25 protein-coding genes and 2 pseudogenes are annotated in these 23745 nt (G+C 51.5%); 22 read left to right on the top strand and 5 right to left on the bottom strand.

The annotated features are described in order from the left end of the window. Positions 1-28: 28 nt before the first annotated feature. The 16 genes from recD2 to GCD22_RS12120 all read left to right on the top strand — a co-directional run bounded on the left by recD2 (position 29) and on the right by GCD22_RS12120 (position 14593). The gene (gene recD2 / locus GCD22_RS12195) at positions 29-2227 is read left to right on the top strand and encodes an SF1B family DNA helicase RecD2 (RefSeq protein WP_237747402.1); all 2199 of its coding nucleotides are present in this window, start codon (positions 29-31) and stop codon (positions 2225-2227) included. Between the two features lie 136 nt (positions 2228-2363). Next, complete coding sequence (locus tag GCD22_RS12190; protein ID WP_010638008.1) at positions 2364-2630, top strand: hypothetical protein; 267 nt, start codon at positions 2364-2366, stop codon at positions 2628-2630. Between the two features lie 149 nt (positions 2631-2779). Next, positions 2780-2998, top strand: coding sequence for an AbrB/MazE/SpoVT family DNA-binding domain-containing protein (locus tag GCD22_RS12185; RefSeq protein WP_010638010.1), 219 nt, complete (start codon positions 2780-2782; stop codon positions 2996-2998). Beyond that, positions 2998-3396 carry a type II toxin-antitoxin system VapC family toxin gene (locus GCD22_RS12180; protein ID WP_010638012.1) on the top strand — a complete coding sequence of 133 codons (399 nt, stop codon included), beginning with the start codon at positions 2998-3000 and terminating at the stop codon, positions 3394-3396. The genes GCD22_RS12185 and GCD22_RS12180 overlap by 1 nt, the downstream gene beginning before the upstream one ends. A 301-nt stretch (positions 3397-3697) precedes the next feature. Then, a complete protein-coding gene (locus GCD22_RS12175; protein WP_031570372.1) occupies positions 3698-4039 on the top strand; it encodes a hypothetical protein in 342 nt (113 codons plus the stop codon). After that, a complete protein-coding gene (locus tag GCD22_RS12170; RefSeq protein ID WP_031570374.1) occupies positions 4036-4713 on the top strand; it encodes an MOSC domain-containing protein in 678 nt (225 codons plus the stop codon). Before GCD22_RS12175 ends, GCD22_RS12170 begins: the two co-directional genes overlap by 4 nt. Before the next feature lie 117 nt (positions 4714-4830). Then, complete coding sequence (locus GCD22_RS12165; RefSeq protein ID WP_010638017.1) at positions 4831-5130, top strand: helix-turn-helix domain-containing protein; 300 nt, start codon at positions 4831-4833, stop codon at positions 5128-5130. A gap of 130 nt (positions 5131-5260) precedes the next feature. Next, complete coding sequence (locus GCD22_RS12160; RefSeq protein WP_010638019.1) at positions 5261-5524, top strand: superinfection immunity protein; 264 nt, start codon at positions 5261-5263, stop codon at positions 5522-5524. A gap of 96 nt (positions 5525-5620) precedes the next feature. After that, the gene (locus GCD22_RS12155; protein WP_153940802.1) at positions 5621-8587 is read left to right on the top strand and encodes a type I restriction endonuclease subunit R; all 2967 of its coding nucleotides are present in this window, start codon (positions 5621-5623) and stop codon (positions 8585-8587) included. A gap of 108 nt (positions 8588-8695) precedes the next feature. Further along, positions 8696-9964, top strand: a complete 1269-nt coding sequence (locus tag GCD22_RS12150; protein WP_010638024.1) for a restriction endonuclease subunit S — start codon at positions 8696-8698, stop codon at positions 9962-9964. A 2-nt stretch (positions 9965-9966) separates the two neighbouring features. Continuing rightward, positions 9967-10488 carry an ATPase gene (locus GCD22_RS12145; protein WP_010638026.1) on the top strand — a complete coding sequence of 174 codons (522 nt, stop codon included), beginning with the start codon at positions 9967-9969 and terminating at the stop codon, positions 10486-10488. Further along, a complete protein-coding gene (locus GCD22_RS12140; RefSeq protein ID WP_010638027.1) occupies positions 10485-10703 on the top strand; it encodes a hypothetical protein in 219 nt (72 codons plus the stop codon). Before GCD22_RS12145 ends, GCD22_RS12140 begins: the two co-directional genes overlap by 4 nt. Positions 10704-10738: 35 nt before the next feature. Further along, positions 10739-12355, top strand: coding sequence for a type I restriction-modification system subunit M (locus GCD22_RS12135; RefSeq protein WP_010638028.1), 1617 nt, complete (start codon positions 10739-10741; stop codon positions 12353-12355). Positions 12356-12416: 61 nt separating this feature from the next. Then, entirely contained in the window at positions 12417-13106 is a 690-nt protein-coding gene (locus tag GCD22_RS12130; protein WP_342353861.1) for an EcsC family protein, read from the top strand. Positions 13107-13248: 142 nt separating this feature from the next. Then, entirely contained in the window at positions 13249-13575 is a 327-nt protein-coding gene (locus tag GCD22_RS12125; protein WP_010638032.1) for an H-NS histone family protein, read from the top strand. A 4-nt stretch (positions 13576-13579) separates the two neighbouring features. Continuing rightward, positions 13580-14593 carry a hypothetical protein gene (locus GCD22_RS12120; RefSeq protein WP_153940800.1) on the top strand — a complete coding sequence of 338 codons (1014 nt, stop codon included), beginning with the start codon at positions 13580-13582 and terminating at the stop codon, positions 14591-14593. Positions 14594-14934: 341 nt separating this feature from the next. On the opposite strand, the gene GCD22_RS12115 is transcribed toward GCD22_RS12120, so the two are convergent. Together GCD22_RS12115 and GCD22_RS12110 are read right to left on the bottom strand one after the other, a co-directional pair. Then, complete coding sequence (locus tag GCD22_RS12115; RefSeq protein ID WP_425321085.1) at positions 14935-16167, bottom strand: IS256 family transposase; 1233 nt, start codon at positions 16165-16167, stop codon at positions 14935-14937. Between the two features lie 254 nt (positions 16168-16421). Beyond that, positions 16422-17148, bottom strand: a pseudogene (locus tag GCD22_RS12110) (SDR family oxidoreductase). Positions 17149-17385: 237 nt separating this feature from the next. On the opposite strand from GCD22_RS12110, the pseudogene GCD22_RS12105 reads away from it, so the two are divergent. Then, positions 17386-17568, top strand: a pseudogene (locus tag GCD22_RS12105) (IS5/IS1182 family transposase); the annotation flags it as partial. A gap of 10 nt (positions 17569-17578) precedes the next feature. Here GCD22_RS12105 and GCD22_RS12100 read toward each other — a convergent pair. From GCD22_RS12100 to GCD22_RS12090, 3 genes are all read right to left on the bottom strand, one after another. Then, positions 17579-17992 carry a type II toxin-antitoxin system VapC family toxin gene (locus GCD22_RS12100; RefSeq protein WP_010638036.1) on the bottom strand — a complete coding sequence of 138 codons (414 nt, stop codon included), beginning with the start codon at positions 17990-17992 and terminating at the stop codon, positions 17579-17581. Then, positions 17989-18228, bottom strand: a complete 240-nt coding sequence (locus GCD22_RS12095; protein WP_010638039.1) for an antitoxin — start codon at positions 18226-18228, stop codon at positions 17989-17991. The genes GCD22_RS12100 and GCD22_RS12095 overlap by 4 nt, the downstream gene beginning before the upstream one ends. A 179-nt stretch (positions 18229-18407) precedes the next feature. After that, the gene (locus GCD22_RS12090) at positions 18408-19100 is read right to left on the bottom strand and encodes a hypothetical protein (protein ID WP_031575628.1); all 693 of its coding nucleotides are present in this window, start codon (positions 19098-19100) and stop codon (positions 18408-18410) included. 178 nt (positions 19101-19278) lie between these two features. On the opposite strand from GCD22_RS12090, the gene GCD22_RS12085 reads away from it, so the two are divergent. The 5 genes from GCD22_RS12085 to GCD22_RS12065 all read left to right on the top strand — a co-directional run bounded on the left by GCD22_RS12085 (position 19279) and on the right by GCD22_RS12065 (position 23739). Then, complete coding sequence (locus GCD22_RS12085; RefSeq protein ID WP_031575630.1) at positions 19279-19533, top strand: hypothetical protein; 255 nt, start codon at positions 19279-19281, stop codon at positions 19531-19533. Beyond that, positions 19526-19999: a LexA family protein gene (locus GCD22_RS12080; protein ID WP_031575632.1), complete on the top strand. Its 474-nt coding sequence runs from the start codon at positions 19526-19528 to the stop codon at positions 19997-19999. Before GCD22_RS12085 ends, GCD22_RS12080 begins: the two co-directional genes overlap by 8 nt. A 6-nt stretch (positions 20000-20005) precedes the next feature. Continuing rightward, entirely contained in the window at positions 20006-21289 is a 1284-nt protein-coding gene (locus tag GCD22_RS12075) for a Y-family DNA polymerase (RefSeq protein WP_031575634.1), read from the top strand. A 141-nt stretch (positions 21290-21430) separates the two neighbouring features. After that, entirely contained in the window at positions 21431-22543 is a 1113-nt protein-coding gene (locus tag GCD22_RS12070) for a J domain-containing protein (RefSeq protein ID WP_031575636.1), read from the top strand. A 314-nt stretch (positions 22544-22857) separates the two neighbouring features. Continuing rightward, a complete protein-coding gene (locus tag GCD22_RS12065; RefSeq protein ID WP_153940799.1) occupies positions 22858-23739 on the top strand; it encodes an NACHT domain-containing protein in 882 nt (293 codons plus the stop codon). The last annotated feature ends 6 nt before the right edge of the window (positions 23740-23745 follow it).

Here is a 23745-nt window from a genome sequence, read left to right as displayed (position 1 = left end):
ACCAAGGTCAGCGGAGAATCGCTGCGTCATGAGTCTTGCTTCTATGGCTAAATCGGAGCGCCCCCAGCAGGATGTGCCCACAGAACTCCTGGGCGGCCTGATTGAGCGGGTGACCTTTCATAACGATAACAATGGCTTTTGCGTCCTGCGCATCAAGGCCCGTGGTCATCGGGACTTGGTCACCCTGGTGGGCCACGCAGCGGCGGTTACGGCCGGTGAATGGATCACCGCATCCGGTATCTGGGTCACCGATCGCGATCACGGCCTCCAGTTCAAGGCGGCCTTTTTGAAAGTGTCTGCACCCACCAGCAGAGAGGGTATCGAAAAGTATCTGGGCTCCGGCATGATCCGGGGCATTGGTCCGGTTTATGCCAAAAAGCTTGTGAAAGCATTTGGAGAACAGGTATTCACGGTGATCGAAGAAACCCCGGAAAGACTGGCTGAGGTGGACGGAATCGGCCCCATTCGCCGGGAACGGATGGTTGCCGCCTGGGCAGACCAGAAAGTGATCCGGGAGATCATGCTGTTCCTGCATACCCATGGGGTAGGTACTGCCCGCGCTGTACGGATTTTTAAAACCTATGGCATCGATGCTGTCCGGATAATGACAGAAAACCCCTACAGGCTGGCCCGGGATATACATGGGATAGGCTTCAAAACGGCCGATGCCATCGCCATGAAAATGGGTATCGCGCAAAATGCCCCCATACGGGTGCAAGCCGGTATTTCCTATGCGCTGATGGAAGCCCGGGATGACGGTCACTGTGGATTACCCCACGAGGCATTGACCCCTCTGGCAGAGCAATTACTGGAAGTACCAATCGACGCCATCGAAGCAGCCATAGCAGCCGAAATACAGGAGGGGACCCTCATAGCCGACCAGGTGCAGAACACCCCTGGGGTTTTTCTGGCCCCCTTATACCGCAACGAACAAGGCATCGCCCAAATCCTGAAAAAACTCTGTGCGGGCCAGGCGCCGTGGTCGGGCATTGCCGCTGATGCGGCGATGGATTGGGTGCAAAAAAGGTTGGACATTGTCCTGGCCGATAGCCAAAAAGCGGCCATCCGTATGGTGTTGCAGGAAAAAGTGGCTCTGATTACCGGCGGTCCAGGCGTTGGTAAAACCACCCTCGTGAATGCCATTCTCCATATCCTGGATGCCAAAAAGTTGCGCATTGTCTTGGCGGCCCCGACCGGACGAGCCGCTAAACGGATGAGTGAAACAACGGGCAAAGAAGCCAAGACCATCCATCGGCTTTTGGAAATTAATCCGCTGGGCGGTGGTTTCAAGCGCCGGGAAGACTATCCCTTGGAATGTGATCTGCTGGTTCTCGACGAATGCTCCATGATTGATGTCCCGTTGATGCATGCGCTGCTCAAAGCCTTGCCGCCGACTGCAGGGCTGTTGATGGTAGGGGATCCCGATCAGCTCCCTTCTGTTGGACCTGGGCAGGTACTGGCGGATCTGATTGCCGCGCAAACACTCCCCGAAGTGCATCTGACGGAAGTTTTTCGCCAGGCCGCACAAAGCCGGATTATTCGGGCGGCCCACCAGATCCATGCCGGGCACCTCCCTGATCTCCGTCCACCCGAAAAGCTCAGTGATTTCTATTTTATTGACGTAGAGGATCCCGCTGAAGCGGCTGACAAGCTGGTGAAAGTGGTGACGACCCATATCCCCCGACGTTTTCACCTGAACCCCTTGCGCGACATTCAGGTGCTCTGCCCCATGAATCGTAGTGCGTTAGGTGCTCGGGCACTCAACGACGCTCTGCAGACGGCGTTGAATGGTGAAAGCACACCGCTAGTCGAAAAGTTCGGTCGGAGATTCGCGCCCGGTGATAAGGTCATGCAGATTCAGAATGACTACGAAAAAGACGTCTTCAACGGCGACATCGGATTTGTGCAGGCGGTAGATACCGAAGAAAACACCCTGACTGTGGACTTTGAGGATCGTATGGTCAGCTATGGTTTCGGGGAGTTGGATCTGTTGCAACCGGCCTATGCCATCACAGTCCACAAGAGTCAGGGCTCGGAATATCCCGCAGTGGTGATTCCTCTGAGTACGCAACACTATCCCATGCTGCAGCGTAACTTACTATACACAGCGGTAACTCGGGGCAAGACGCTGGTGATACTCATTGGCCAGAAGAAAGCGGTAGCCATGGCGACACGGAACGGTTCCAGTAAAAGACGCTGGACAAAACTATGCGATTGGATGATATGACAATACTAACGCACTCATTCAACAGTTAAGCACTTTAAAAACCATCATCGCTATCTTGCTTCAATAATTTTTTACAGCCTCTTATTAATATTATGAGTATTTGACTCACTTCGTAATGTTAATTGAGGATACTATCATGAGTAAACCACTTAAAGTTTATTATTGTCGTGATTGTGGTACACGGATGCCGCTGTACTACAAGAAAGATCAACCTTATAGAGATGATGATTGGAAGTTTTGTATTACGTGTAAGAGTCGTAATATAATTTATCAGAAAGAAGTCTGGGATTACAAACGGGAACAGGCTGCTAAGAATGCGGATACATTAGCGCAGAAAAGCGCTGTGCAAAGGTCAGCTAAACTCTGGGGTAACGATCAAGAAGGAGTAATTGAGGAATGGTAAGAAACTGATATTTTTTAAATTGCTAAAAGAGCAGCCCGATCAGGCAGGATTATAATATGATCTTACCTGATCTATGGCTTTGTGTGGCATTGCGAGTTGATATCAGCTAGTCTTACTAGAAATGCATCGATCATTAAGGAGTACGAATCATGAAGGTCACAGCTACTTTATCGAGCAAGTTCCAGATTTCCATTCCCAAGGCTCTGCGGGATGAACAGCACTGGAAAGCCGGACAAGAGTTTGTCTTCATCCCCAAAGGTAAGGGTGTCTTGGTGTTACCCGTGCCCGAAAAGGAGCAGTTAGTCGGCATTGCCAAAGGAGCTCGAGCTCACATTGACGATTTTCGTGATCGCCAGGATCGATTCTGATGGATTTAATGCCTTGCGTGGTCGATACCTCAGCATGGATTGAATGGCTTGCTGACACCCCCACCGGTAGGCGTCTGGGAAAACAGTTTCCAGAAAAATCACATTGTATCGTCCCCACCATCGTACAACTGGAGCTTTCGAAGTGGTTAGTGCGTGAGGTTGGTGAGGAGCAGGCCGACCAGGTAATTGCCTATACGCAGAAATGTATTGTTGTGCCGATGGATACGGTCATTGCGCTACTGGCGGCCGATCTGCACCGTGAATATAAACTCGCCACGGCCGATGCCATCGTTTACGCAACAGCGAGACGTAAAGAGGCCACTTTGCTCACCTGTGATGCCCATTTCGAGGCTCTGCCTGACGTATCGCTGTTCTCCAAGAGCATTGAGAAAGATTGACCGAAGCTAAGAATCAGCACATGTGAGGGATGATTGAGCCGAACAAATACTACAGTACAATAGTGCTTAGTACGCAGTAGCTGCGCCCATCGTCCAACACTCATGAACATAATCGTACCGGTTCTGACCGAAAACAGCTTTCCGGTGATAGCGGAACGGCTTAATTTTTTATCTGATCAATCCACTGACACAACTCAGCGCGGAAGACCGCTTTGTGATTGATCAACGGCGTTCAATGAAGAATAGTGAGGATGACCATGGGTAATCAATCAGTTGATAATTGGCATCGGTTTTGAACTCGATGCTTTCCAGTTTTACACTCTGTGCTTGGGGGCAGCCTGAATTTCTGCACCTGTTGCGCGCCGATTTACTGGCACAGGACGTTCTGTTTGCGCCCTTACAAAGTGCTTTAGAGCATGGCAGCTATGCACTACTGGATAATGTCACGCTCATGGAGCTGAATCGCCGCGAAAATAACCAGTTACTCTGCATGGATTTGGGCGTCAGTTATGCCAGCACCATACCCGGTTGCGCCTGTCAGGGTGATCCGGCACCAGAAACTGAATTACCAGAATATACAATGCTCAGGATACAAATTGAACGCGTATCAGCCATTTTTTCATTACAGATACTGATCCAATGACATCCATCAAAAAATCCGTAGCCGTGCAGATTTTTGTGGGTACTATCCAGTTGTTACCCCAATCAGCTCGACCCAGCGGTATATACAAAATCCCGACGAAAATGCCGGTGAAATTGGAAATAAACGGTTTTGAAGGGGATCATCAGGCAGACCTACGGGTTCATGGTGGCCCAGATAAAGCTGTTCAGTTATATCCCGTTAAACATTATGAAGCATTGGCAGAGCGCTTTCCGACACTGCATGAAAAATTGTTTCCAGGTGCTATTGGCGAAAATATTTCATGCCCTGATCTGGATGAACATGATGTGCATATCGGCGATATCTGGCGATTAGGTGAAGGGCTCTTGCAAATATCGCAACCTCGCAGTCCCTGCTGGAAAATTGACGAGAAACTGGATTGCCAAGGTGTGGCAGCCTATATCGCCGAAACCTCCATAACGGGATGGTATTTTCGTGTTCTTAAGGCGGGCATGGTTAAGGAGTACGACAAACTGGAGTTGCTGGAATCCGTGAATGAATGCTATCGCCTGAGCTCATTGCTGCAAGAGATGCGACGCGACGATCCGGAGGCTATGGGTGTGCTGCAAAAATGGATGGAAGCACCTGGCCTTGCCGATAACCTTCGACTGAAAATTGAAAAGCGCATCATCTATCTGAAAGATACACACCGATAAGGCCGTCCTGTCATCCTCTATTAGAATACAGCGCTGCCTACCAGAAAAACACTCAGATCGATTTGATGCAGGATCAAATTCGTCAGTTAGGAAAGCTCGTTGAGCAGGAGTTGGATCATGAATGATCAAGGATTTGTGGAACTCATGGAGAGTGTGCGCTGGATGGGTCGCCAAATGCGCGGTGATGAAGCGGATGGACGGACTATCCAAATTCCGGATCCCAATGTGAAAGCCATCCGTGAAACCACAGGACTTTCTCAGTCGCAGTTCGCTCTGATGATCGGGGTAAAGCTCAAGACACTGCAGAATTGGGAACAAAAACGGGTGCGGCCTGCTGGACCAGCCAGGGCGCTTTTACAGATTGTGGCTGTCGATCCTCATGCGGCCATTCGTGCTCTCAAGGGGCATGCGGCCTGAATCGAGATAACAGTAAAAGCTTATTTACGCCTGCGTCTCAGATTTGTAAGATCACCAGTAAGGAAAGACTTCTGCTGCTTTTGCAGGCTTGATCGTGTTGTCCTGCCCATAGAAAAAAAGGATGCCGCTCATGATGCACTGGATGATGGATAGTCGCGCCGGTTTTCTGTTTTTGCTGATAGCGGCCTTTGTCATCGCTGCACTGGTCTATGCGCTTCCAATTTTTCTGGCCTGGACCATGGGAAGTCCTTACCTAAGTGCCATCACGCTCCTGGACATCTTTCTGGGATGGACGGTACTGGGCTGGATTGCCGCTTTAATCTGGGCCATGGCTTCAGGTAACGGCGGCACCTTTGATGAGGATGGTCCCTCCCGGCACAAACCCTCCTTCTGAACCATTTCTGGTTTCTACATCCCTACAAAAATTGACGAAAGCCCCTGAACCTCGCACCATGGGCGGGAGTGTTTTCAGGAAGCCGCATCCCGCAACATGACCGAACAAGAAATCGAAGAAGCCCTCATCCAGAAACTGGGCGATCTGAAGTACAGCTATCGTCCGGATATTCATGATCGGGCCGCACTGGAAGCTAACTTCCGCCATCATTTTGAATCCCTGAATCACGTTTCCCTCAGTGACAGTGAATTTTCCCGATTGCTGGAGACGATTGTGACTCCCGATGTGTATGCGGCGTCTCGCATCCTCCGGGAACGCAATCATTTCGAGCGTGATGACGGTACGGCGCTGCACTATACCCTGGTCAACATCAAGGACTGGTGCAAAAACACCTTTGAAGTGATCCATCAGCTGCGCATCAATACCGATTACAGCCATCATCGCTATGACGTGATGTTGCTCATCAATGGCGTACCCGTCGTCCAGATCGAGCTCAAAACCCTGCAGATCAGTCCCCGTCGTGCCATTCAGCAAATCGTCGAGTATAAGCATGATCCCGGTAACGGTTATGCCAAGACGCTGCTCTGTTTTCTGCAACTGTTCATCGTCAGTAACCGCAGCGATACCTGGTACTTCGCCAATAACAACAGCCGTCATTTTGCCTTCAATGCCGAGGAACGCTTTTTACCCCTCTACCAGTTCGCACGGGAAGACAACAGCAAGATCACCCATCTGGATGATTTTGCCGACGCCTTTCTGGCGAAATGCACGCTGGGGGAGATGATCAGCCGCTACATGGTACTGGTCGCGAGCGAACAAAAGCTCCTGATGATGCGGCCGTATCAAATCTACGCGGTCAAAGCGATCGTGGACTGCATTCATCAGCATCGCGGCAATGGCTATATCTGGCATACCACCGGCAGTGGCAAGACCCTGACCTCCTTCAAAGCCTCGACCCTCCTCAAAGACAACCCCGATATCGACAAATGCCTGTTTGTGGTGGACCGCAAAGACCTCGACCGCCAGACCCGCGATGAATTCAATCGCTTTCAGGAAAACTGTGTAGAAGCCAATACCCACACCGGTACCTTGGTGAGCCGTCTGCTTTCCGACGACTATGCCGATAAGGTCATCGTCACCACCATCCAGAAACTCGGTTTGGCTCTGGATGGGAATCATCGCAACCATTACAAGGAAAAACTGGAACCCTTACGGCATAAGCACATGGTCTTCATTTTCGATGAATGTCACCGCTCCCAGTTTGGCGAGAACCACCAGGCCATCAAGGCATTCTTCCCCAATGCTCAGCTCTTTGGTTTTACGGGCACCCCGATCTTTGAGCAGAATGCCAATTACCAGCAGATCGAGGGAGAACAAGCCTCCTATCGCACCACCGCCGACATCTTCCAGCAGCAGCTCCACGCCTACACCATCACCCACGCCATTGATGACCTCAATGTCCTGCGCTTTCATATCGACTACTACAAGCCCGATGGGAAACAGGCACCGAAACCGGGAGAAGCCTTGGCCAAACGCGCCATCGTCGAAGCGATTCTCTCCAAACATGATGCCGCGACCGCTGGACGCAAGTTCAATGCCCTGCTGGCCACGGCATCCATTGTCGATGCCATTGAATACCACAGTTTGTTCGAGACCATGCAGGCCGAGAAACAGGCCGAAAACCCCGACTATCATCCCCTGAACATTGCCTGCGTTTTTTCTCCTCCTCCGGAAGGGAATCAGGATGTCCTGCAGATCCAGGAAGACCTGCCCCAGGAGAAAGCCGACAATGCTCAGGATCCGGATCGCAAGAAAGCCGCCCTACAGGCCATTATGGCCACGTACAATCACCGCTATGGTACGAGTCACCGTATCGGGGAATTCGATCTCTACTATCAGGATGTCCAAAAGCGCATCAAGGATCAGCAATACCCCAACACCGATCTACCCCATGCCCAGAAAATCGATATCACCATCGTCGTGGATATGCTCCTCACCGGTTTTGATTCCGCCTATCTCAATACCCTCTATGTAGACAAGAATCTCAAGTACCACGGACTGATTCAGGCGTTCTCCCGCACCAATCGGGTACTCAATGACACCAAGCCTTATGGCAACATTCTCGACTTTCGCCAGCAACAAGCGGCCGTAGACACCGCCATCAGCCTGTTCTCCGGACAATCCGGGGAACAGGCCAAGAAAATCTGGTTGGTGGATAAAGCGCCGGTGGTCATCGACCGCCTGCAAGGTGCTCTGGGGCAATTAGAGACCTTTCTGCAGTCGCAGGGATTACCGGCTGCCCCGGAAGCCGTACCGCAGCTGCAGGGCGATGCAGCGCGCTGTCAGTTCATACAGTGCTTCAAAGAAGTGCAGCGTTGCAAAACCCAATTGGATCAATACACGGATTTAACTCCTGAAGAACGGGAATGCATTGAACAGATGGTTCCGCCAGAAACCTTACAAGGCTTTCGGGGGGTGTATCTGGATACGGCACAGCGGTTACGCGAGCAAAGAGCACAAAACCGCGAACAGACCAGTCCGGAAGTCGAGCAGCTGGATTTTGAGTTTGTCCTTTTTGCTTCCGCCGTGATTGATTACGACTACATCATGACTCTGATCAGTCGTTACACGAACCCTACACCGGGCAAACAAACCATGAATCGGGAAGCACTGGTGGGATTGATTCAGTCCGATGCTCAGTTCCTGGATGATCGGGAAGAGATTACCGCTTATATCGATACCCTGAAAGCGGGTAAGGGATTGGATGAATCGGCTATTCGCGAAGGATTTGAACAGTTCAAGAGTCAGAATCAACAGCAGCGGATACAAGAAGTCGCCCAGGCGCATGGACTGGATACCCAAACCCTTCAGGACTTCATGGCCCAGACCCTGAACCGGATGATTTTTGATGGAGAACAGCTCAGTGAATTACTGGCGCCTCTACAGTTAGGTTGGAAAGCCCGCACCCAGAAGGAAACCGCGCTCATGCAGGATTTGATTCCATTGCTGCATAAACAGGCTCAGGGGCGGGAGATTTCGGGGCTGGAGGCTTATGAACAGTAAACAGTCCAAGAACGCGGCTATCACGCGATTGGAAACAAAGCGTTTGCAGATTGATGAATTAAGCGTGGAATACCCGCTACGGCAGGATGAACTAGGAAAGTACAACGGATGAGTGGAATAACAAATAATGGACGGGTGCCCAGGCTGCGGTTTCCGGAGTTTCGGGGGGCGGAGCCTTGGAAAGTAAACCGCTTTGATGAAGTCCTTTCGCCAGTAGTGCGAGAAAGGCCAAAACCAGCTGAGACATATCTGGGCCTTGGCCTGAGAAGTCATGGGAAGGGCACTTTCTTGAAGCTGCTCGAAGACCCTGCGAAGAACTCAATGGATCAACTATACGAGGTGAAGGCCAACGACCTGATCGTGAACATCACGTTTGCTTGGGAAGGAGCGGTGGCGATTGCTAAAGAGCGTGACGAGGGAGCACTGGTGTCACACCGATTTCCCACCTACACATTTGAGAAAGGCAGAACGACCCCTGGATTCTTCAGATACTTTATCCTCGATAAACAATTTGTTTACAACTTGGGCGTGATTTCTCCCGGCGGAGCGGGAAGAAATCGGGTGATGAGCAAGAATGACTTTATGAAGCTGCAAGTTGCGCTCCCAAGTCCTGCAGAACAACAAAAAATCGCCGAATGCCTTTCCTCCCTCGACGACCTGATCACGCTGGAGGCGCAAAAGCTTGATAGTCTCAAGGCCCATAAAAAAGGGCTGATGCAGCAGCTTTTCCCCCGCGAAGGAGAAACACAACCCCGTCTTCGTTTTCCTGAATTTCAAAATGCTGGGGAGTGGCAAACTTTGCCACTCGCTGCCTTGGCCGACAAGATTATGGTCGGAATAGCAAGCGCTGCCACTCATGCATATCGTGAAACTGGCGTGCCTATGCTGAGGAATCAAAACATCAAAGAGGGAAAAATCGATGATTCCAGCCTTCTATTCATCGATCCCGCTTACGAAGCGGCTCACAAGAACAAACGATTGAGATCGGGAGATGTCATCACGGTTAGAACTGGCTACCCCGGTTTGTCTGCGGTTGTTACCGAGCGTTACCACAACGCGCAGTGTTTTACGTCTCTAATAACTCGGCCAAAGAAGAGTCTTTTGGACGCAAAATACCTTTGTGCATTTATAAATTCTGAAATAGGAAAACGATTTGTTTTGGGCGCAGAAGCGGGAGGGGCACAAAAGAATGTAAATGCTGGTGTCTTAGAGGCACTACCCGTGTATCTCCCAGAACTTGATGAGCAGAAACGCATCGCCTCATGCCTAACCAGCCTCGATGACCTCATCACCGCCCAAACCCAAAAGCTCGAAGCGCTCAAGACCCACAAAAAAGGCTTAATGCAGCAGTTATTCCCGCAGGTCTCTGAGGAATAGGCATGCCCAGCCCCAAAATTATCATCATCGCAGGACCCAATGGCGCCGGTAAAACCACCTTTGCCCGATCCTTTCTGCCCGATGAAGCCCAGTGCCCACGTTTCATCAATGCGGATCTGATCGCAGCCGGTCTATCCCCCTTTGCCCCTGAAGTAGCCAACATGCGGGCAGGACGATTGATGCTCGAAGAAATTGCCGCCTGTGTCCGTCGTCGAGAAAGCCTGGCCTTTGAAACCACTCTTTCTGGTCTCACCTATTTACGCCATATTCAACAATGGCGATCACAGGGATATGACGTGGAACTGTTTTTTCTGGCCTTACCCAATGCCGAAACTGCCATTGCCCGAGTGGCCGAACGGGTGCGTCAGGGCGGTCACGATATCCCTGAGCAGGTCATTCGCCGCCGCTTTGATGCGGGATTACAGCACTTCGAGCAATACTATCGATATCGCGTCAATAGCTGGGCGAAGTATGATAATAGCGGTCCAGAACCTTTACTGTTGGAATGGGGAGAAAATCCATGAATACCGGCAAAGACATCGCCCAGGCCCGTAATCCGGATTTGCGCGCTTCCATGGCGGCCATGCGTCGAGCCGCTCAACTGGCCAGACAGATCGCCATACAAACTAATACCGGCATTGTGATGGTCCGGGATGGGCAATGCGTCCGCATTTCCGCCCAGGAACTGCGCGAAGCCGATGCCGAGGCCCAGAAATCATCCGGAACCGCCGATGTCTGAGCGAAACACTTTTTCCCAAGGGATCCCCTGCCATCATGACTGAAATCGACCAAAAACAACTGGGCAACACCCTCTGGGGCATTGCCGATCAGCTACGCGGTGCCATGAATGCCGATGACTTCCGCGATTACATGCTCTCCTTTCTGTTTCTGCGTTATCTGTCCGATAACTACGAAATGGCCGCAGCCAAGGAACTGGGTCCCGATTATCCGCGTCTGGAAGCCGGTGACCGCCGTACCCCACTGGCCCTCTGGTATGCCCACAATCCCGAGGATATCGACGCTTTTGAAACGCAGATGCGCCGCAAAATCCACTATGTGATTCGTCCTGAATACCTCTGGGGCAGCATCTCGGAACTGGCCCGCACCCAAAACGCAGAATTGCTCCATAAGCTGCAAAAGGGTTTCGATTACATTGAGAACGAATCCTTCGCCAGTACCTTTAACGGCCTCTTTTCGGAGATCAATCTGAACTCCGAAAAATTGGGTAAGGACTACAGTGCCCGCAACCAACAGCTATGCACGGTCATTCAGGCCATCGCTGCGGGATTGTCCCAATTCTCCACCAATCAGGATGTCCTGGGCGATGCTTATGAATATCTAATCGGCCAGTTTGCCGCAGGATCGGGTAAAAAGGCGGGCGAGTTTTACACCCCGCAACAGATTTCCAGCATCCTCTCCGGTATCGTCACCCTCGACAGTCAGGATCCGGCTACCGGCAAGAAAAAACAACTGGACAGCGTTCTGGATTTTGCCTGTGGTTCAGGATCGCTACTGCTGAATGTCCGGCATCGCATGGGATCGCATGGCATCGGCAAAATCTACGGACAGGAAAAGAACATCACTACCTATAACCTGGCGCGCATGAACATGCTGCTTCATGGCGTCAAAGACTCCGAATTTGAAATCTACCATGGCGACACCCTGGCGAATGATTGGGACTATCTCCGCGAAGCCAATCCCGCCAAGGCTCCGCAGTTTGATGCGGTAGTGGCTAATCCGCCGTTCAGCTATCGCTGGGAACCCAATAGTGCGCTGAGTGAAGACATGCGTTTCAAGAACTACGGTCTGGCGCCCAAATCTGCTGCTGACTTCGCCTTTTTGTTACATGGCTTTCATTACCTCAAACCTGAAGGCGTCATGGCCATCATTCTGCCCCATGGTGTGCTGTTTCGCGGGGGTGCGGAAGAACGCATCCGCACCAAACTCCTCAAGGATGGGAACATCGACACCGTTATCGGCCTGCCCGCCAATCTCTTTTTCTCCACCGGCATTCCGGTTTGCATTCTCGTCCTGAAAAAGTGCAAGAAACCCGATGACGTGCTCTTCATCAACGCTGCCGAACACTTTGAGAAAGGCAAACGCCAGAATCGCTTACGCCCTGAAGATATCGACAAGATCATCGACACCTACCAATTTCGCCGGGAAGAAGAGCGTTACGCTCGCAGGGTCCCTATGACCGAGATTGCGGACAATGATTACAACCTCAATATCAGCCGGTATATCAGCACAGCAACACCGGAAGAGGAAATTGATCTGCAAGCCGTCCATCAGCAACTGGCGACACTGGAAGACCAGATCGCCGAGGCTACCCAGCGGCATAATGCCTTTTTGCAGGAATTGGGGTTGCCGCTTCTGGGCAGACATCACTGAATCTATAGGGCAAACCGTTTCCACGGCTCACCAGGTAGTCATTCAGATGGGTTCTTTTTTTATGAATAGAGAGCATGCAATGTTCAACATGGTGACACGTACCGATAATCAAGACGAAAAATCCAACATGATGAAAGTGCTGGATTACGCCTATGAAAAAGCCACAACTGGCGGATTGGGTTTGGAAACAGCCATAGAACTTGCAGAAGATTATCTTCAGAAAAATGACGGAGATCCCGAGAAAGCGGCTGAGAGCCTCATCAGTTGGCAGATAGCCAAAGCGGGCACTGCCGGTTTTTTATCGGGGATGGGTGGATTGATTACGCTGCCCGTGGCCATACCGGCAAATATTGCCGCTGTAGTGTTCATACAAATACGAATGTCAGCGGCCATTGCGCATATGGGCGGCTATAACCTGCAACAGGATCAGGTGAAAACATTTGTATATATGGCTTTGACCGGTAATTCGATCGCCGACATCGCCAAAGATTTTGGCATAAAGTTCGGCGTGAAAGTCGCCGAATCCGCCATTAAAAAAATCCCTGGAACGATTTTGATAAAAATCAACCAAGCGGTAGGGTTTCGGCTGGTCACAAAAGCGGGAAGTACAGGCCTCATCAATATGGGGAAACTTGTGCCCTTCCTTGGTGGAGCAATTAGTGGGGCTTTCGACTCTGTGACGACGCGGATGATCGGCAAAACAGCCAAGAAGATGTTTATTACCGAGGGGGTAACCTACTTCGATGAATAGAGAAAACGACATGAAGAAAAACTGCGTCGCCACTCTTGTCGTGACCACGGCCCTCAATGAGGTTGAAATAGTCACCGAACTGCTGCATCCCCGATGGGAACGGAAGCAGGCCCATTAACGCCCACCCAGAGAGAATGAAACCATGAGCATCTTGCAAGAATTGGAAGCGGCTAAAAAAGCCAAAGAAGCCGCTGATAAACGGGTGGAGGAGCTTCTCAAACAAGCCAAGGACGAAGGATTGGCAGAAATACGCCGGATCGTTGAGGACTTGGGATTGACCGCCAAGGACCTCCTGAAACTGGTTCCTTCTGAACCGCAGAAAACGCGTCGCGTGCGCAAGTCCCCAGCCTTTTGGTATCAGCATCCAACGGATCCCAATCTGGTCTGGAAAGGAGCAGGACCCAAACCTGCCTGGTTCAAGGCGTTGAGTGAAGAAGCCCAACAAGCCTGCAAAAAAGCGGCGGGTTGAATCGATGAAAGCCTCTACCGGCAGTAACGTGGCCTCTCCGCAGGCGCTCGCCATCACCGCACTGGCAACGCGCTATCTGTTGGACAATGAATTTTCTGTGGAACCCCAATTGGGGGAAGCTGTGGACGCATTACTCGTCGAAGAGGATGAAGAAACCCTGCAAACCATCTCCCTGCTGCTGTATGAAAAAGATCCGGAAGCCTCTGAGGATTTCTGGGATTATGCGCGGGAACGGGCAGAAATGTTCCTGACCGAAGAAGGACAGGTCAGCACCCTGTTTGCCGTACCGGTACGCCATCCAGAATCCATTCAGGGTTTTTCGGCAGAACGGGCTGCGGCTTCCTTTTTTACGCACGGACTTGTCTGCGCAAATGCCAAGGTCACCTTTTATCCCGCCCCGGTAGATGGCGGGCAACTGCTGAATATGTCTCCGGTAGAAGTGTTTCGCCTCCATACGGCACTGGGTCAAGACTATCGGGAAGCAGCTACCTTGCTCAGTACACAAACCTATGCCGAAGGCACGCATCCCTATATTTGCTTCATCGGGATTGTCAGCTACTCCGCACAAATGCCAGGGCATTGCGTGGCTTGGGAGTTACCTTCGGATGACTTTGTGCGCCGCATTCAAAACTGGACCGAACAATCAGATCTGGCCGTGTTGGGTCTGAATAGGCAGCAAAACGCGCTGGGATATCCGGGTCGAATGGTGTTCGCGGTTCGCGAAGGGGCACAGGAATATCAGGATATCGTTCTGGAGGAATTCGTGACCCGAGTGGTCGGGGGAAAGTCGGGCAAGATTCTCGCCCGTCTGCAGGATCACCCGATTATGGAAGGGCTCACGCTGGAACTTTATGATGCCACCCAGGAATATGGGGCACTCTATATCCCCTGGAAACAGTTGGATCAGGCTCGTGCGGATGTCATTGAGCGGATATTCGATTTGCTCCGAGAATCGGGGGTCATGGGCCTCATGTTTCAGGACTACGAGGCGGGTGAAATATCCCGAGTGCAGCACTAGTGGAAATGTTCAGTCTGCGGATAAAACTGGAGAATATGAATATGCCGCTTTTGGCGGCATATTCAAGTTCGTGTCAGGCACAAAAAGCCTGAAGGGACTGCATCAGATGTCAGTATGAGGGACCCGGCGTCTGTCAAGGTTGTCGCGTCACCCATTTCTTGAGTATAGGCAACAGCGAATAGAGCGAGGCAGCTCCCCGACGAATCGGTTGTCATGCGGTAACCAATCCGCGCAAATCAGACTGATCAACCGTCGGCATGCCGTCCGTTATGCTACCAACACACTGCATTACATGATGGAGCTATAGTCAAATCTGGTGTATGAGCATTTTCTGACATAGATCAGGCGGCGGTCTGTTGATCATCCGGCAGGGTGAGGTTAGCCGGTAAGCCATCGATAAATTTCACCCCTGCAAAAAGCTGCAGGACTTTCTCTGGAGCATAAATCCCAATCCAGCGTTTTTCAGCCTGCTGCAGCATCTTGAAACCCAATCCCAGAAAGCTGCTGCGTGATACACAGTTCTTCGTCCGGGTAGTCCGGTGGCGTACCGTAGCGAAGGTGGACTCAATGGCATTGGTGGTCCGGATATGCCGCCAGTGTTCGGCCGGAAAATCATAGAAAGCGAGCAATTCAGCCCGATCTTTTTCCAGTTTAGCCACGGCCTTGGGATACTTTGCCTGGTAATTGCGCACAAACACGTCCAGTGCTTTTTCCGCAGCCTGGCGATTGGCGGCCATCCAGATTTCCTGCAACGCTGCCTTGGCTTTGCTCTGTTGGGCTTTGGGAAGTTCGTTGAGAATGTTGGCGGTCTTATGCACCCAGCAGCGTTGCTGACCAGTTTCGGGATAGGCTTCATCCAGTGCGGCCCAAAACCCCATGGCACCATCCCCAATGGCGAGCAAAGGGGCCGTCTCCAGACCGCGCGCCTGCAGGTCACGCAGGATCTCCAGCCAGGAAGCTTTGGATTCGCGCAGGCCGTCACTGACACTGACCAGCTCTTTCTTGCCCTCTGCCGTCACGCCGATAATCACCAGCAGGCAGATACGCGGATCCTCCTCCGCACGGAGGTTCGTATAAATACCGTCTACCCACCAGTAAGCATAGCGCTTTCCCTGTAGGGAGCGGTGTTGCCAATGGGCATACTCTTGCGCCCACTCCGCCTTGAGACGTCCCAACACCGCAGGTGAAAGTCCCTTGGCCTCATCACCCAGCAAAATGGAAAGGGCTTCCTGCATGTGGCCGGAAGACACCCCATGCAGATAGAGCCAAGGTACTGTAGCGGCTACCGTTCGTGATTTGCGTACATACGGAGGCGCCAGTACCGAATTGAATTTGATCCCCGATCCTGAGCGGTCCCGCACCTTGGGTACTTTGACGGGTACCGGACCCAGAGCGGTCAGGATCTCGCGCTCCGGCAGATGCCCATTACGCACGACCGCCTGACGCCCATCAACCATCCGCACCGTCGCAAATTCTTCCAGCAATACCGCCACCTCTGCCTCTATGGCCTGCTCAATCAGAGAGCGTGCCGCGCGTCGAAGTATCCCTTCAATGCCCAGACCCAACTCTCCCATCCCACCTGCTATTACGGTATTCTTTTCCACGGCGTACTCCTTATGTTGCTCTTTGAGTCGGAAACCCTTTGTAGCAACAGTACGCCACCTCATTCAAGCCAGTTGTAACGCGCCCGTACACCACTTTCGAGCATAGCTCTACATGATGATATCAGGAGCACGTTATCGGAAAATTTGACAGGTCAATACATATCAGTCGGTGGAGTATTCACATCGAGTTGATGGGATTGATCTTTAATTACAGCCGAACTTCCCTATGGCACGATTTGCTTGACAGGACGAACCAGAATTTCTTCGACAAGCACATGAGCCGGTTGAGCAAAACTGTATACGAGAGCCTGGGCAACATCATCTGCATGGAGAGCCTCCAGGGACTCTCGTCTTTTGTGCATACTCTCTTCGGAAACATTAAAACCCCATTCTGTCCAGACTGCACCCGGCTCAATGAGTGCCACCCGAATACCTTCCGGCCCGAGCTCCTTACGTAAGGCGTCATGAAAGCCGACCACCGCAAATTTGGTTGCATTATAAACAGACCAACCAGGAAGACCGTAGCGACCACCCACGCTGGAAACCGTCGAAATCATTGCCCCAGGTCTCCCTCTAAGTAAGGGTATAGCTGCATGTGTACAGCGGAGCACTCCGTACAAATTGGCCAATCATTTCTTCCCATTCATGCGGTTTACTATCAGCAAACTCAGCGTGATAACCAAGACCAGCATTATTGAATAGCAAATCAATTCCCTTAAAATGATTTCCAACAGCTTCAAACAAATGAAGCACTTCCTCCGGTTTTCGCAAGTCAGCAGGCATCACCAAGGCGGTATCGCCAATTTCCTGGGCCAGTTTTTCTAAGCGCTCGCGACGACGAGCTACCAAGACTACATGCATACCCTCGGCCGCAAGCAGTCTGGCGCTAGCCTCACCAATTCCACTGGATGCTCCAGTGACAACAGCAACCTTACCTTTTAAATCTTGCATTTTCATGAAATAACCTCTCAACATGGGGAATTTATATACCGTCCAGTTGGTATTAACCGTAGTCAAGGCAAACCGTTTCGTCAAGCTGGGGTGGTTTTTGTGACGCAAAATTTGATCTCGTTGGTCTTGAAAATTAGCGCTGAAAGGCAGAACTAATGTAAGGGCACCTCGAAAAACCTTCCAATTTTAGTTATATATGATAAAATATAACTAATTGAAAGAAATGGGATATGACCAATAAAATCCAGAAAAACCGCGATCAAAACCGACCCGTTTGCCGCAAACCTGCATCATCAGAAACTGGATCAGTTGGACGATCCGCTCCTGCGGATTGGCTCCTGTATCGACTTTACGGCACTGGCAGCACAGGTGGATGGCGCGGCTCCTCGACCGGTGAGTCCACAGGGTGGCCCAACTTACACCAAAAACCTTAGATACTCAGCCAGTTATGAACCTGCAACCCTGGCACCCGAGAAAACTCGGACTCATTGGCGGTGACCAAAACGGCACCCAATGCTAGTGCATGGGCAGCAATTAAGAGGTCATTAGGCCCAATTATTGTGCCTGATTTTGTCAGCTGATTCCGAATTTGTGCGTAAAATTCATCGGCGGGTTCATCGAAAGGTGCAATTTCCAGCGCCGATAAAATGGCCTCGACCTGCGCTGCCAACCGGCTTGATCCTTTCTTCACTACACCATAGCGCAATTCACAGGCTACGATGATGGAGGTAAATACGGCATCTTCGCCAATCTCGGTAATCGCTGTTGCAATAGCACCCTGGGGCTGCTTGACCAAATCTGAGATGATATTGGTATCGAGTAGATAGCGCACTGCTGAGATCACAAATCAATCTCGTCTATAGCTCGAAGGTCCTGATCAAGGTCCGGCATTGTTTCGTCCAGGGCGGATAACGTGGCTAAGGTGGCAAGCAAGCCGCGTCGGCGAATCGGTTCAATCACGATCCGATCATCCTCTCTGCGCATGACCACTTCATTAGCATCAAGTTCGAACTCCCGAGGGATGCGCACGGCCTGATTGCGGCCATTACGGAACAAACGAACATGTCGTTCAGAAAGCATAATTCCCCCGTTTTTATCTCATTTTGCCTATGCTAAATCATAGGCCTTATGACAATTTGAGTCAAAAATCCTTTTACATTTGGCCAACTGTTCATTGTTTCTTGCTTTCCAGGCGGAATGGCCGCCATAATTTGTTTCCGGTGAAGAACCGTGCATGCGTCATTTTGCTTTGGTCACCGTCATAGTTCTTCCATCGCCTTATTCAATGCACGTTGTGCCGAAGCCAGTTCTTTCATCAGAAAGCCATGCGCGCCTACGTGTATTTGGCAATCCTGAATCACTTCCCGATAGGCATCCCGATAGTCGAGCATCATCACCTTGCGCCGGTCCTTCTTGGTCTGGATGAAATTTTCGTCATAGTAAACCAGAAGGTCTTCAGCAAAATAACTGACCACCAGCATAGCGGCATTGGTGGCATATTCTGCCATGAAGTCCGGTCCATAACTGTTTGAAGAAAGAATAAATTCGTCCGTTGGAAGCATTTTATCCAGCTTGCGCATCACCTTGTGCGTGGTTTTGGTCCGTTGAACCAGCCAATCAACAGGTTCCTGATCCGTCAGTTCCGGGTATCTCTGGGCCTGATAGATCAGCACATTGGCCGCTTCCGTCAGAGCATTCATACCCTGAATGGTCTGCAGGAACTGGGCACAGGGGGAAGCCAATTCATCCGCAGTGGGTTCCAGACCGGTTTGTGCAAGGTACAGGCTACCCGCCTGAATAATCGTATTGAGCACATCTACCGGCATATCGTCGAAGTCTTGCAGCAGCAGCGCAGGACCATAGGCATTATCACTACTTTTTGAACGGTGGCTTTTCTTGCGCGAAGGTTTAGCGGGTTTACCGCCAGTGGGGAAGGGAAGAACATTAGTCATTGCGGAAATTTATCACGATGAAGCTTTCCAGAAAAATCTGAGATTCACGACGGACTTTGGAATGCCGTGCTCCTAAGTAACGTACGACACATGATGAAAGTCTTGCAGGCCGGTGGACTTGTGCCGCGCTGGATAGATACTATATAAATATATAGTAAGTGCTGACGAGGAGTATCTAATGCGCGCCATCCACGAAAGTTCTTCCCAGAAATGCTTGAAGATGCTGAGTTCCATACCGGCAATCATTCCTGCCTGGCTGCTGACCGATTGGCTGGGGCATCCATCTGCTGGGTACGATCCCGATCATTGGACCCGATTACTGGGTATCGGTGATGTATATCCTATCGGAGTTTCTCGACTGGTCCATGATCTGGCAGAGCTGCCTGCGAAAGATCAAAAGCCGAGCAGACTACTGGATTGCGTCAATGCCTGATCCGACAAACGTCTTTCCAAGGGAAACGAATCGGGAGTTGAAGGCAACAGCACTGCGAGCCTTGCGTGGATCGTTTCGCCGTACTCTTTTTCCGCTGATGATCTCCAGAATTGCTGCAGGCTTTCCCTCTCCTGCGGATGACTATGTGGAAAAACAGATTGATCTGAATACGCATCTCATCCAGCACAAGGAAGCGACGTTCATTCTCCGCGTATCGGGATGGTCCATGCGGGATGTGGGTATATTTGATGGCGATGAAATTATCGTGGATCGAGCCATTACCCCCAGCGATGGCAAAATCGTGGTGGCGGCCATCAATGGTGAACTCACGGTCAAACGCTTACGTCATGTTGGAGAAAGCGTCCATTTGTTGGCAGAAAACCCCGATTTCCCGGTGATTATTCTCAAAGAAGGCGAAGAACTGTGCATCTGGGGCGTGGTCACCCGTGTGCTGCACAGCGTCTAACAAACCATGCCTATCGCACTGATCGATGCCAATAACTTCTACGTTTCCTGCGAAAGGGTTTTCCGGCCAGATCTGGAAGGTAAACCGGTAGTAGTGCTGTCCAATAACGATGGCTGTGTGGTAGCACGTTCTGCTGAAGTGAAAGCCTTGGGTGTAGCCATGGGAGTACCCTGGTTCCAGATAAAGAAGCTGGCTCAGAAAGAAGGCATCATCGCTCTGTCCAGCAATTACACCCTCTATGCCGATATGAGCCAGCGCATGATGACAATTCTTTCCGACTTCAGCCCTATCCAGGAAGTATATAGCATTGATGAGTGTTTTTTGGATTTGCACGGAGTTGCGCCTGAACAATGCCGCCAAATAGGCCAAACTGCCCGCCAGCGCATCCGGCAATGGTTGGGTTTACCCGTAGGGGTTGGAATAGCCCCAACCAAGACACTCGCCAAGCTGGCCAATCATCTGGCGAAAAAGCAGCCCGAATACGCAGGAGTCTGTGTCTGGGAGGAAATACCCGAACAAAAACAAGCTGAAATATTACAGCAGTTACCCGTAACAGAGGTTTGGGGCATTGGTCGCCAGTGGGGTAAGCGACTTCAGGAAATAGGCATACTGACCGTCTGGGATCTGCAGAATGCAGACCCCAGACCAATGCGTCAGCGTTTTAGTATTCTGATGGAAAGAATGATTCGAGAACTGCGCGGGGAGTCCTGCATCGCTATGGAAGAAGTGGCTCTACCCAAGCAGGAGATTCAATCCTCCCGTTCATTTGGGCGACCCGTCAAAACGATGGAAGAATTGGGTGAGGCCATCAGCATCTACATTGCCAGAGCGACTAGCAAGCTACGGCGTCAGAATTCAGTGGCTGCAGCGCTACGTGTCTATATCCGCACCAATCCCTTTCAAACCAGCCTGCCGCAATATCAAGCAGCCCGAACCGTCGTACTCAGCCAGCCCAGCCAGGATACGCGAATTTTCCTGCATGCTGGCAAATTGGCTCTGACTCAGATGTATCGCGAAGGATTCGCCTACGCCAAGGCAGGGGTTCATCTTCTGGAGATCAGTTCGGCTCAATCCGTCCAGGCGGATTTGTTCGGAGATGCAGAAGCCGAAAGTCGCGCCAATCACCTAATGGCAACGCTGGATCAGATCAATGCGCGATTTGGTAAGAGCATTGTGCAGCCCGGCATAGCGGGATGGCAGGAACCACGTGGATGGGCCATGAAACGGGGGAATAAATCGCCAGCCTACACGACACGATGGGCAGAACTGGCCAGGGTAACGCTGAAATAACCGGAATCAGCCCCTATGGGATCAAAGTCAACGTGCGGGAAGGTGGCGGGTCCGGGAAACGGCGTTTGCACCATGAAAGAGCCTCGGCGTAGACTGGCGCCTTCTCTCTTTCCCTGTTCCCTTCCACAACAGGATATAGGCATGACCCCCTTACGACTTCCTGCACAGCTGATAATGCAACCGGAACGGACTGACGCCCCTCTGTCGTCGGAACAAAAGACTTTTCACCGGCTCAGCCAGCAGATTGCCAAAGTCCGGAAACAGATGAGCGATTGGGAGTTCGCTATGGAGGCGACGCGACTGCGTGTGCTCAAGGACCTACTGCCGTTGCGGGATCAGCATCTGCAATTGCGTATTCAGCTGCTGGTTCAGCTGGACAGCATCAGCCTGACCCAGAAACTCGGTAAAGCGGATAGCGAGACGCTATCCCAGATGATCGCCCAATTGGCCGAGCACCTCATGACGGAATCTTCCGATCCACAGTTGCAGGAAATATATGATCGGCATGGCGGCACTGATACCGAAGAACAGGCCCTGTTCGCCGAGATGAAAGCGTCCATGGAGGATTTTTTCAACCTCAACCCCGAAGCTGCTGGGGCGGGTCCGGGAAATGGGGATTCAGAAAACCCAGAAGCATGGACGGAAAGGGAAGGGCGCCGAACGCAGTCACAGCGGGAACGTCAACGTGCCCAACCTAAAACGGCCCGACAAAAGGCGCAGGAAGCGCGTCAGGCAGAACAGGCAGGGCAGATCCGCGAGTCCTTGCAGAGCATCTATCGGCGCTTGGTCAGTGCCGTTCATCCCGACCGGGAAGCGGATCCGATCCTACGTGCTCAGAAAACGGTGCTGATGCAGCGAATCAATCAGGCCTATGGGGAAAATGATCTCCTGCAACTGCTGGCTCTCCAGCACGAGTTGGGCCTGATGAACGCGCAAGCCATTCATCAACTGGGCGATGCGCATTTAAAAAAGTACAACCAGGCCCTCAAGGAACAACTCGCGACCTTAAAAGGTAAAATGCAGGCACTTCAGCAGCATCTGGCCAGCAATCTCGGGGTATCCCCTTTTGCGGTACACTCACCGCAGGCTCTGTCGCGGGACCTTCAGGAAACCATCCAGGCAACCCGACAAGCCATGAGCGGGTTACAACAGGAGATGAAGCGACTTGCGCAACCCGTCTACCTCAAACGCTGGATAAAGGCGGCTCGACGCGAAATGGCCTTGCAACATTGCATAGATGATGATTTTTTCTGACGCGACGGTCACAGCTACAAAAAATCGTGCCCGTATCGTTGGTTGTATGGACGGTATGCAGCGGAAGCAGTCGTTCACATCCAGACTGGGAGCGGGTAATATCGGACGAATTGAGACGTTCGGGGCGGGCATGCGCATTGCCAATAATCAGGCTTCCTCTAACCAATTTCTTCTCAAGTCTTTCTATGAATTGTCGTATAGACGAGCTGGTTTTTCAATAAATAATTCGGTTACAGTGCGTAGCAGCCATAGCCAACGGCGCCGGATAGCACGCGGCATGATAGGGCGCAGCAAGAGAAAAACGGAGAATAGCGATGGCTGATCAAGATGGAAGTGCCTCGTTGGGAAGCGTGGCGCTAAGCATCTTTAACAAGCTGTGGGGATGGACTGGAACTAGCGAAACCTGGCGTAAACTGGTTGTCAGTGTCGTTCTGGTGGTTGTTCTGCTTTGGGCGCTAACAGTTTTCTTTGGCGCACTTCGAAAAGCCTTTGATAGCGCGTTCAAACTCATCGAGGCATTCAAGTCAAGCGGACTTCCCCGCTTTATGAAGCGGGAAGACAGAATCAAAGTCCGGCGCCGCACTCAATTCTGTGCAGTGCTAGAAGCCGACCTCACCAACATCGCAAAGGCTGAGAGTTGGAACGATCAATATTTCACCGACCTTGAAGCGGAGGTCGAGACTGAAGGTGGCTACTACATCTCTTCGTTGCATCGTCTCTTTGGACGGATATCGACCGGTCTGCGCAAGGAGAAGTCTCTCATTAAGGCTATTTCCTCGAGCAGTGAACGAGCAATTCAACTAACCGGGGAGCCCGGCGCTGGCAAGAGTGTGGCGCTCCGACATCTTGCAAGCCAGCTGGCAGTCCGAGCGAAAACCAGTAAGGCAAAAGATGCTCTTGTGCCTCTCTATATTAACCTCCGCGAAATAGAGGTCTCTGCGAATTTATCAATCACTACCGATACAATACGCGATTTCATCCTCGATAATATTCGGCGGGGAGACAGCGACACTACGGCCTATGTGCGCGAAAACTGGGCCGACTATCGGGAACGCGGCATATGGTTCTTTCTGTTTGACTCCTTCGACGAAATCCCGGCGGTACTGCACGCGGAGAAAGGGAGTCCTGTTACTAAGGAGTATGCTGAAGCTATCCGTAAATTCCTTGAGGGTATGGGGAGTGTCGAGGTATTTTAGCCTCGC

It is taken from the genome of Acidithiobacillus thiooxidans ATCC 19377 (assembly GCF_009662475.1).
Classification (GTDB): Bacteria; Pseudomonadota; Gammaproteobacteria; order Acidithiobacillales; family Acidithiobacillaceae; genus Acidithiobacillus; species Acidithiobacillus thiooxidans.
This window is presented reverse-complemented; position numbering and strand designations above follow the sequence as displayed.

What these genes read in the sequence shown, in the direction of transcription:
- GCD22_RS12070 (WP_031575636.1), top strand. Translation starts at nt 21,431, where the DNA reads ATGACCCCCTTACGACTTCCTGCACAGCTGATAATGCAACCGGAACGG.
- GCD22_RS12095 (WP_010638039.1), bottom strand. Translation starts at nt 18,228, where the DNA reads ATGCTTTCTGAACGACATGTTCGTTTGTTCCGTAATGGCCGCAATCAG.
- GCD22_RS12185 (WP_010638010.1), top strand. Translation starts at nt 2,780, where the DNA reads ATGAAGGTCACAGCTACTTTATCGAGCAAGTTCCAGATTTCCATTCCC.
- GCD22_RS12085 (WP_031575630.1), top strand. Translation starts at nt 19,279, where the DNA reads ATGCGCGCCATCCACGAAAGTTCTTCCCAGAAATGCTTGAAGATGCTG.
- GCD22_RS12165 (WP_010638017.1), top strand. Translation starts at nt 4,831, where the DNA reads ATGAATGATCAAGGATTTGTGGAACTCATGGAGAGTGTGCGCTGGATG.
- GCD22_RS12175 (WP_031570372.1), top strand. Translation starts at nt 3,698, where the DNA reads ATGCTTTCCAGTTTTACACTCTGTGCTTGGGGGCAGCCTGAATTTCTG.
- GCD22_RS12075 (WP_031575634.1), top strand. Translation starts at nt 20,006, where the DNA reads ATGCCTATCGCACTGATCGATGCCAATAACTTCTACGTTTCCTGCGAA.
- GCD22_RS12125 (WP_010638032.1), top strand. Translation starts at nt 13,249, where the DNA reads ATGAGCATCTTGCAAGAATTGGAAGCGGCTAAAAAAGCCAAAGAAGCC.
- GCD22_RS12140 (WP_010638027.1), top strand. Translation starts at nt 10,485, where the DNA reads ATGAATACCGGCAAAGACATCGCCCAGGCCCGTAATCCGGATTTGCGC.
- GCD22_RS12135 (WP_010638028.1), top strand. Translation starts at nt 10,739, where the DNA reads ATGACTGAAATCGACCAAAAACAACTGGGCAACACCCTCTGGGGCATT.
- GCD22_RS12190 (WP_010638008.1), top strand. Translation starts at nt 2,364, where the DNA reads ATGAGTAAACCACTTAAAGTTTATTATTGTCGTGATTGTGGTACACGG.
- GCD22_RS12170 (WP_031570374.1), top strand. Translation starts at nt 4,036, where the DNA reads ATGACATCCATCAAAAAATCCGTAGCCGTGCAGATTTTTGTGGGTACT.
- GCD22_RS12065 (WP_153940799.1), top strand. Translation starts at nt 22,858, where the DNA reads ATGGCTGATCAAGATGGAAGTGCCTCGTTGGGAAGCGTGGCGCTAAGC.
- GCD22_RS12180 (WP_010638012.1), top strand. Translation starts at nt 2,998, where the DNA reads ATGGATTTAATGCCTTGCGTGGTCGATACCTCAGCATGGATTGAATGG.
- GCD22_RS12080 (WP_031575632.1), top strand. Translation starts at nt 19,526, where the DNA reads ATGCCTGATCCGACAAACGTCTTTCCAAGGGAAACGAATCGGGAGTTG.
- GCD22_RS12150 (WP_010638024.1), top strand. Translation starts at nt 8,696, where the DNA reads ATGAGTGGAATAACAAATAATGGACGGGTGCCCAGGCTGCGGTTTCCG.
- GCD22_RS12130 (WP_342353861.1), top strand. Translation starts at nt 12,417, where the DNA reads ATGAATAGAGAGCATGCAATGTTCAACATGGTGACACGTACCGATAAT.
- recD2 (WP_237747402.1), top strand. Translation starts at nt 29, where the DNA reads ATGAGTCTTGCTTCTATGGCTAAATCGGAGCGCCCCCAGCAGGATGTG.
- GCD22_RS12155 (WP_153940802.1), top strand. Translation starts at nt 5,621, where the DNA reads ATGACCGAACAAGAAATCGAAGAAGCCCTCATCCAGAAACTGGGCGAT.
- GCD22_RS12145 (WP_010638026.1), top strand. Translation starts at nt 9,967, where the DNA reads ATGCCCAGCCCCAAAATTATCATCATCGCAGGACCCAATGGCGCCGGT.
- GCD22_RS12115 (WP_425321085.1), bottom strand. Translation starts at nt 16,167, where the DNA reads ATGGGAGAGTTGGGTCTGGGCATTGAAGGGATACTTCGACGCGCGGCA.
- GCD22_RS12120 (WP_153940800.1), top strand. Translation starts at nt 13,580, where the DNA reads ATGAAAGCCTCTACCGGCAGTAACGTGGCCTCTCCGCAGGCGCTCGCC.
- GCD22_RS12090 (WP_031575628.1), bottom strand. Translation starts at nt 19,100, where the DNA reads ATGACTAATGTTCTTCCCTTCCCCACTGGCGGTAAACCCGCTAAACCT.
- GCD22_RS12160 (WP_010638019.1), top strand. Translation starts at nt 5,261, where the DNA reads ATGATGCACTGGATGATGGATAGTCGCGCCGGTTTTCTGTTTTTGCTG.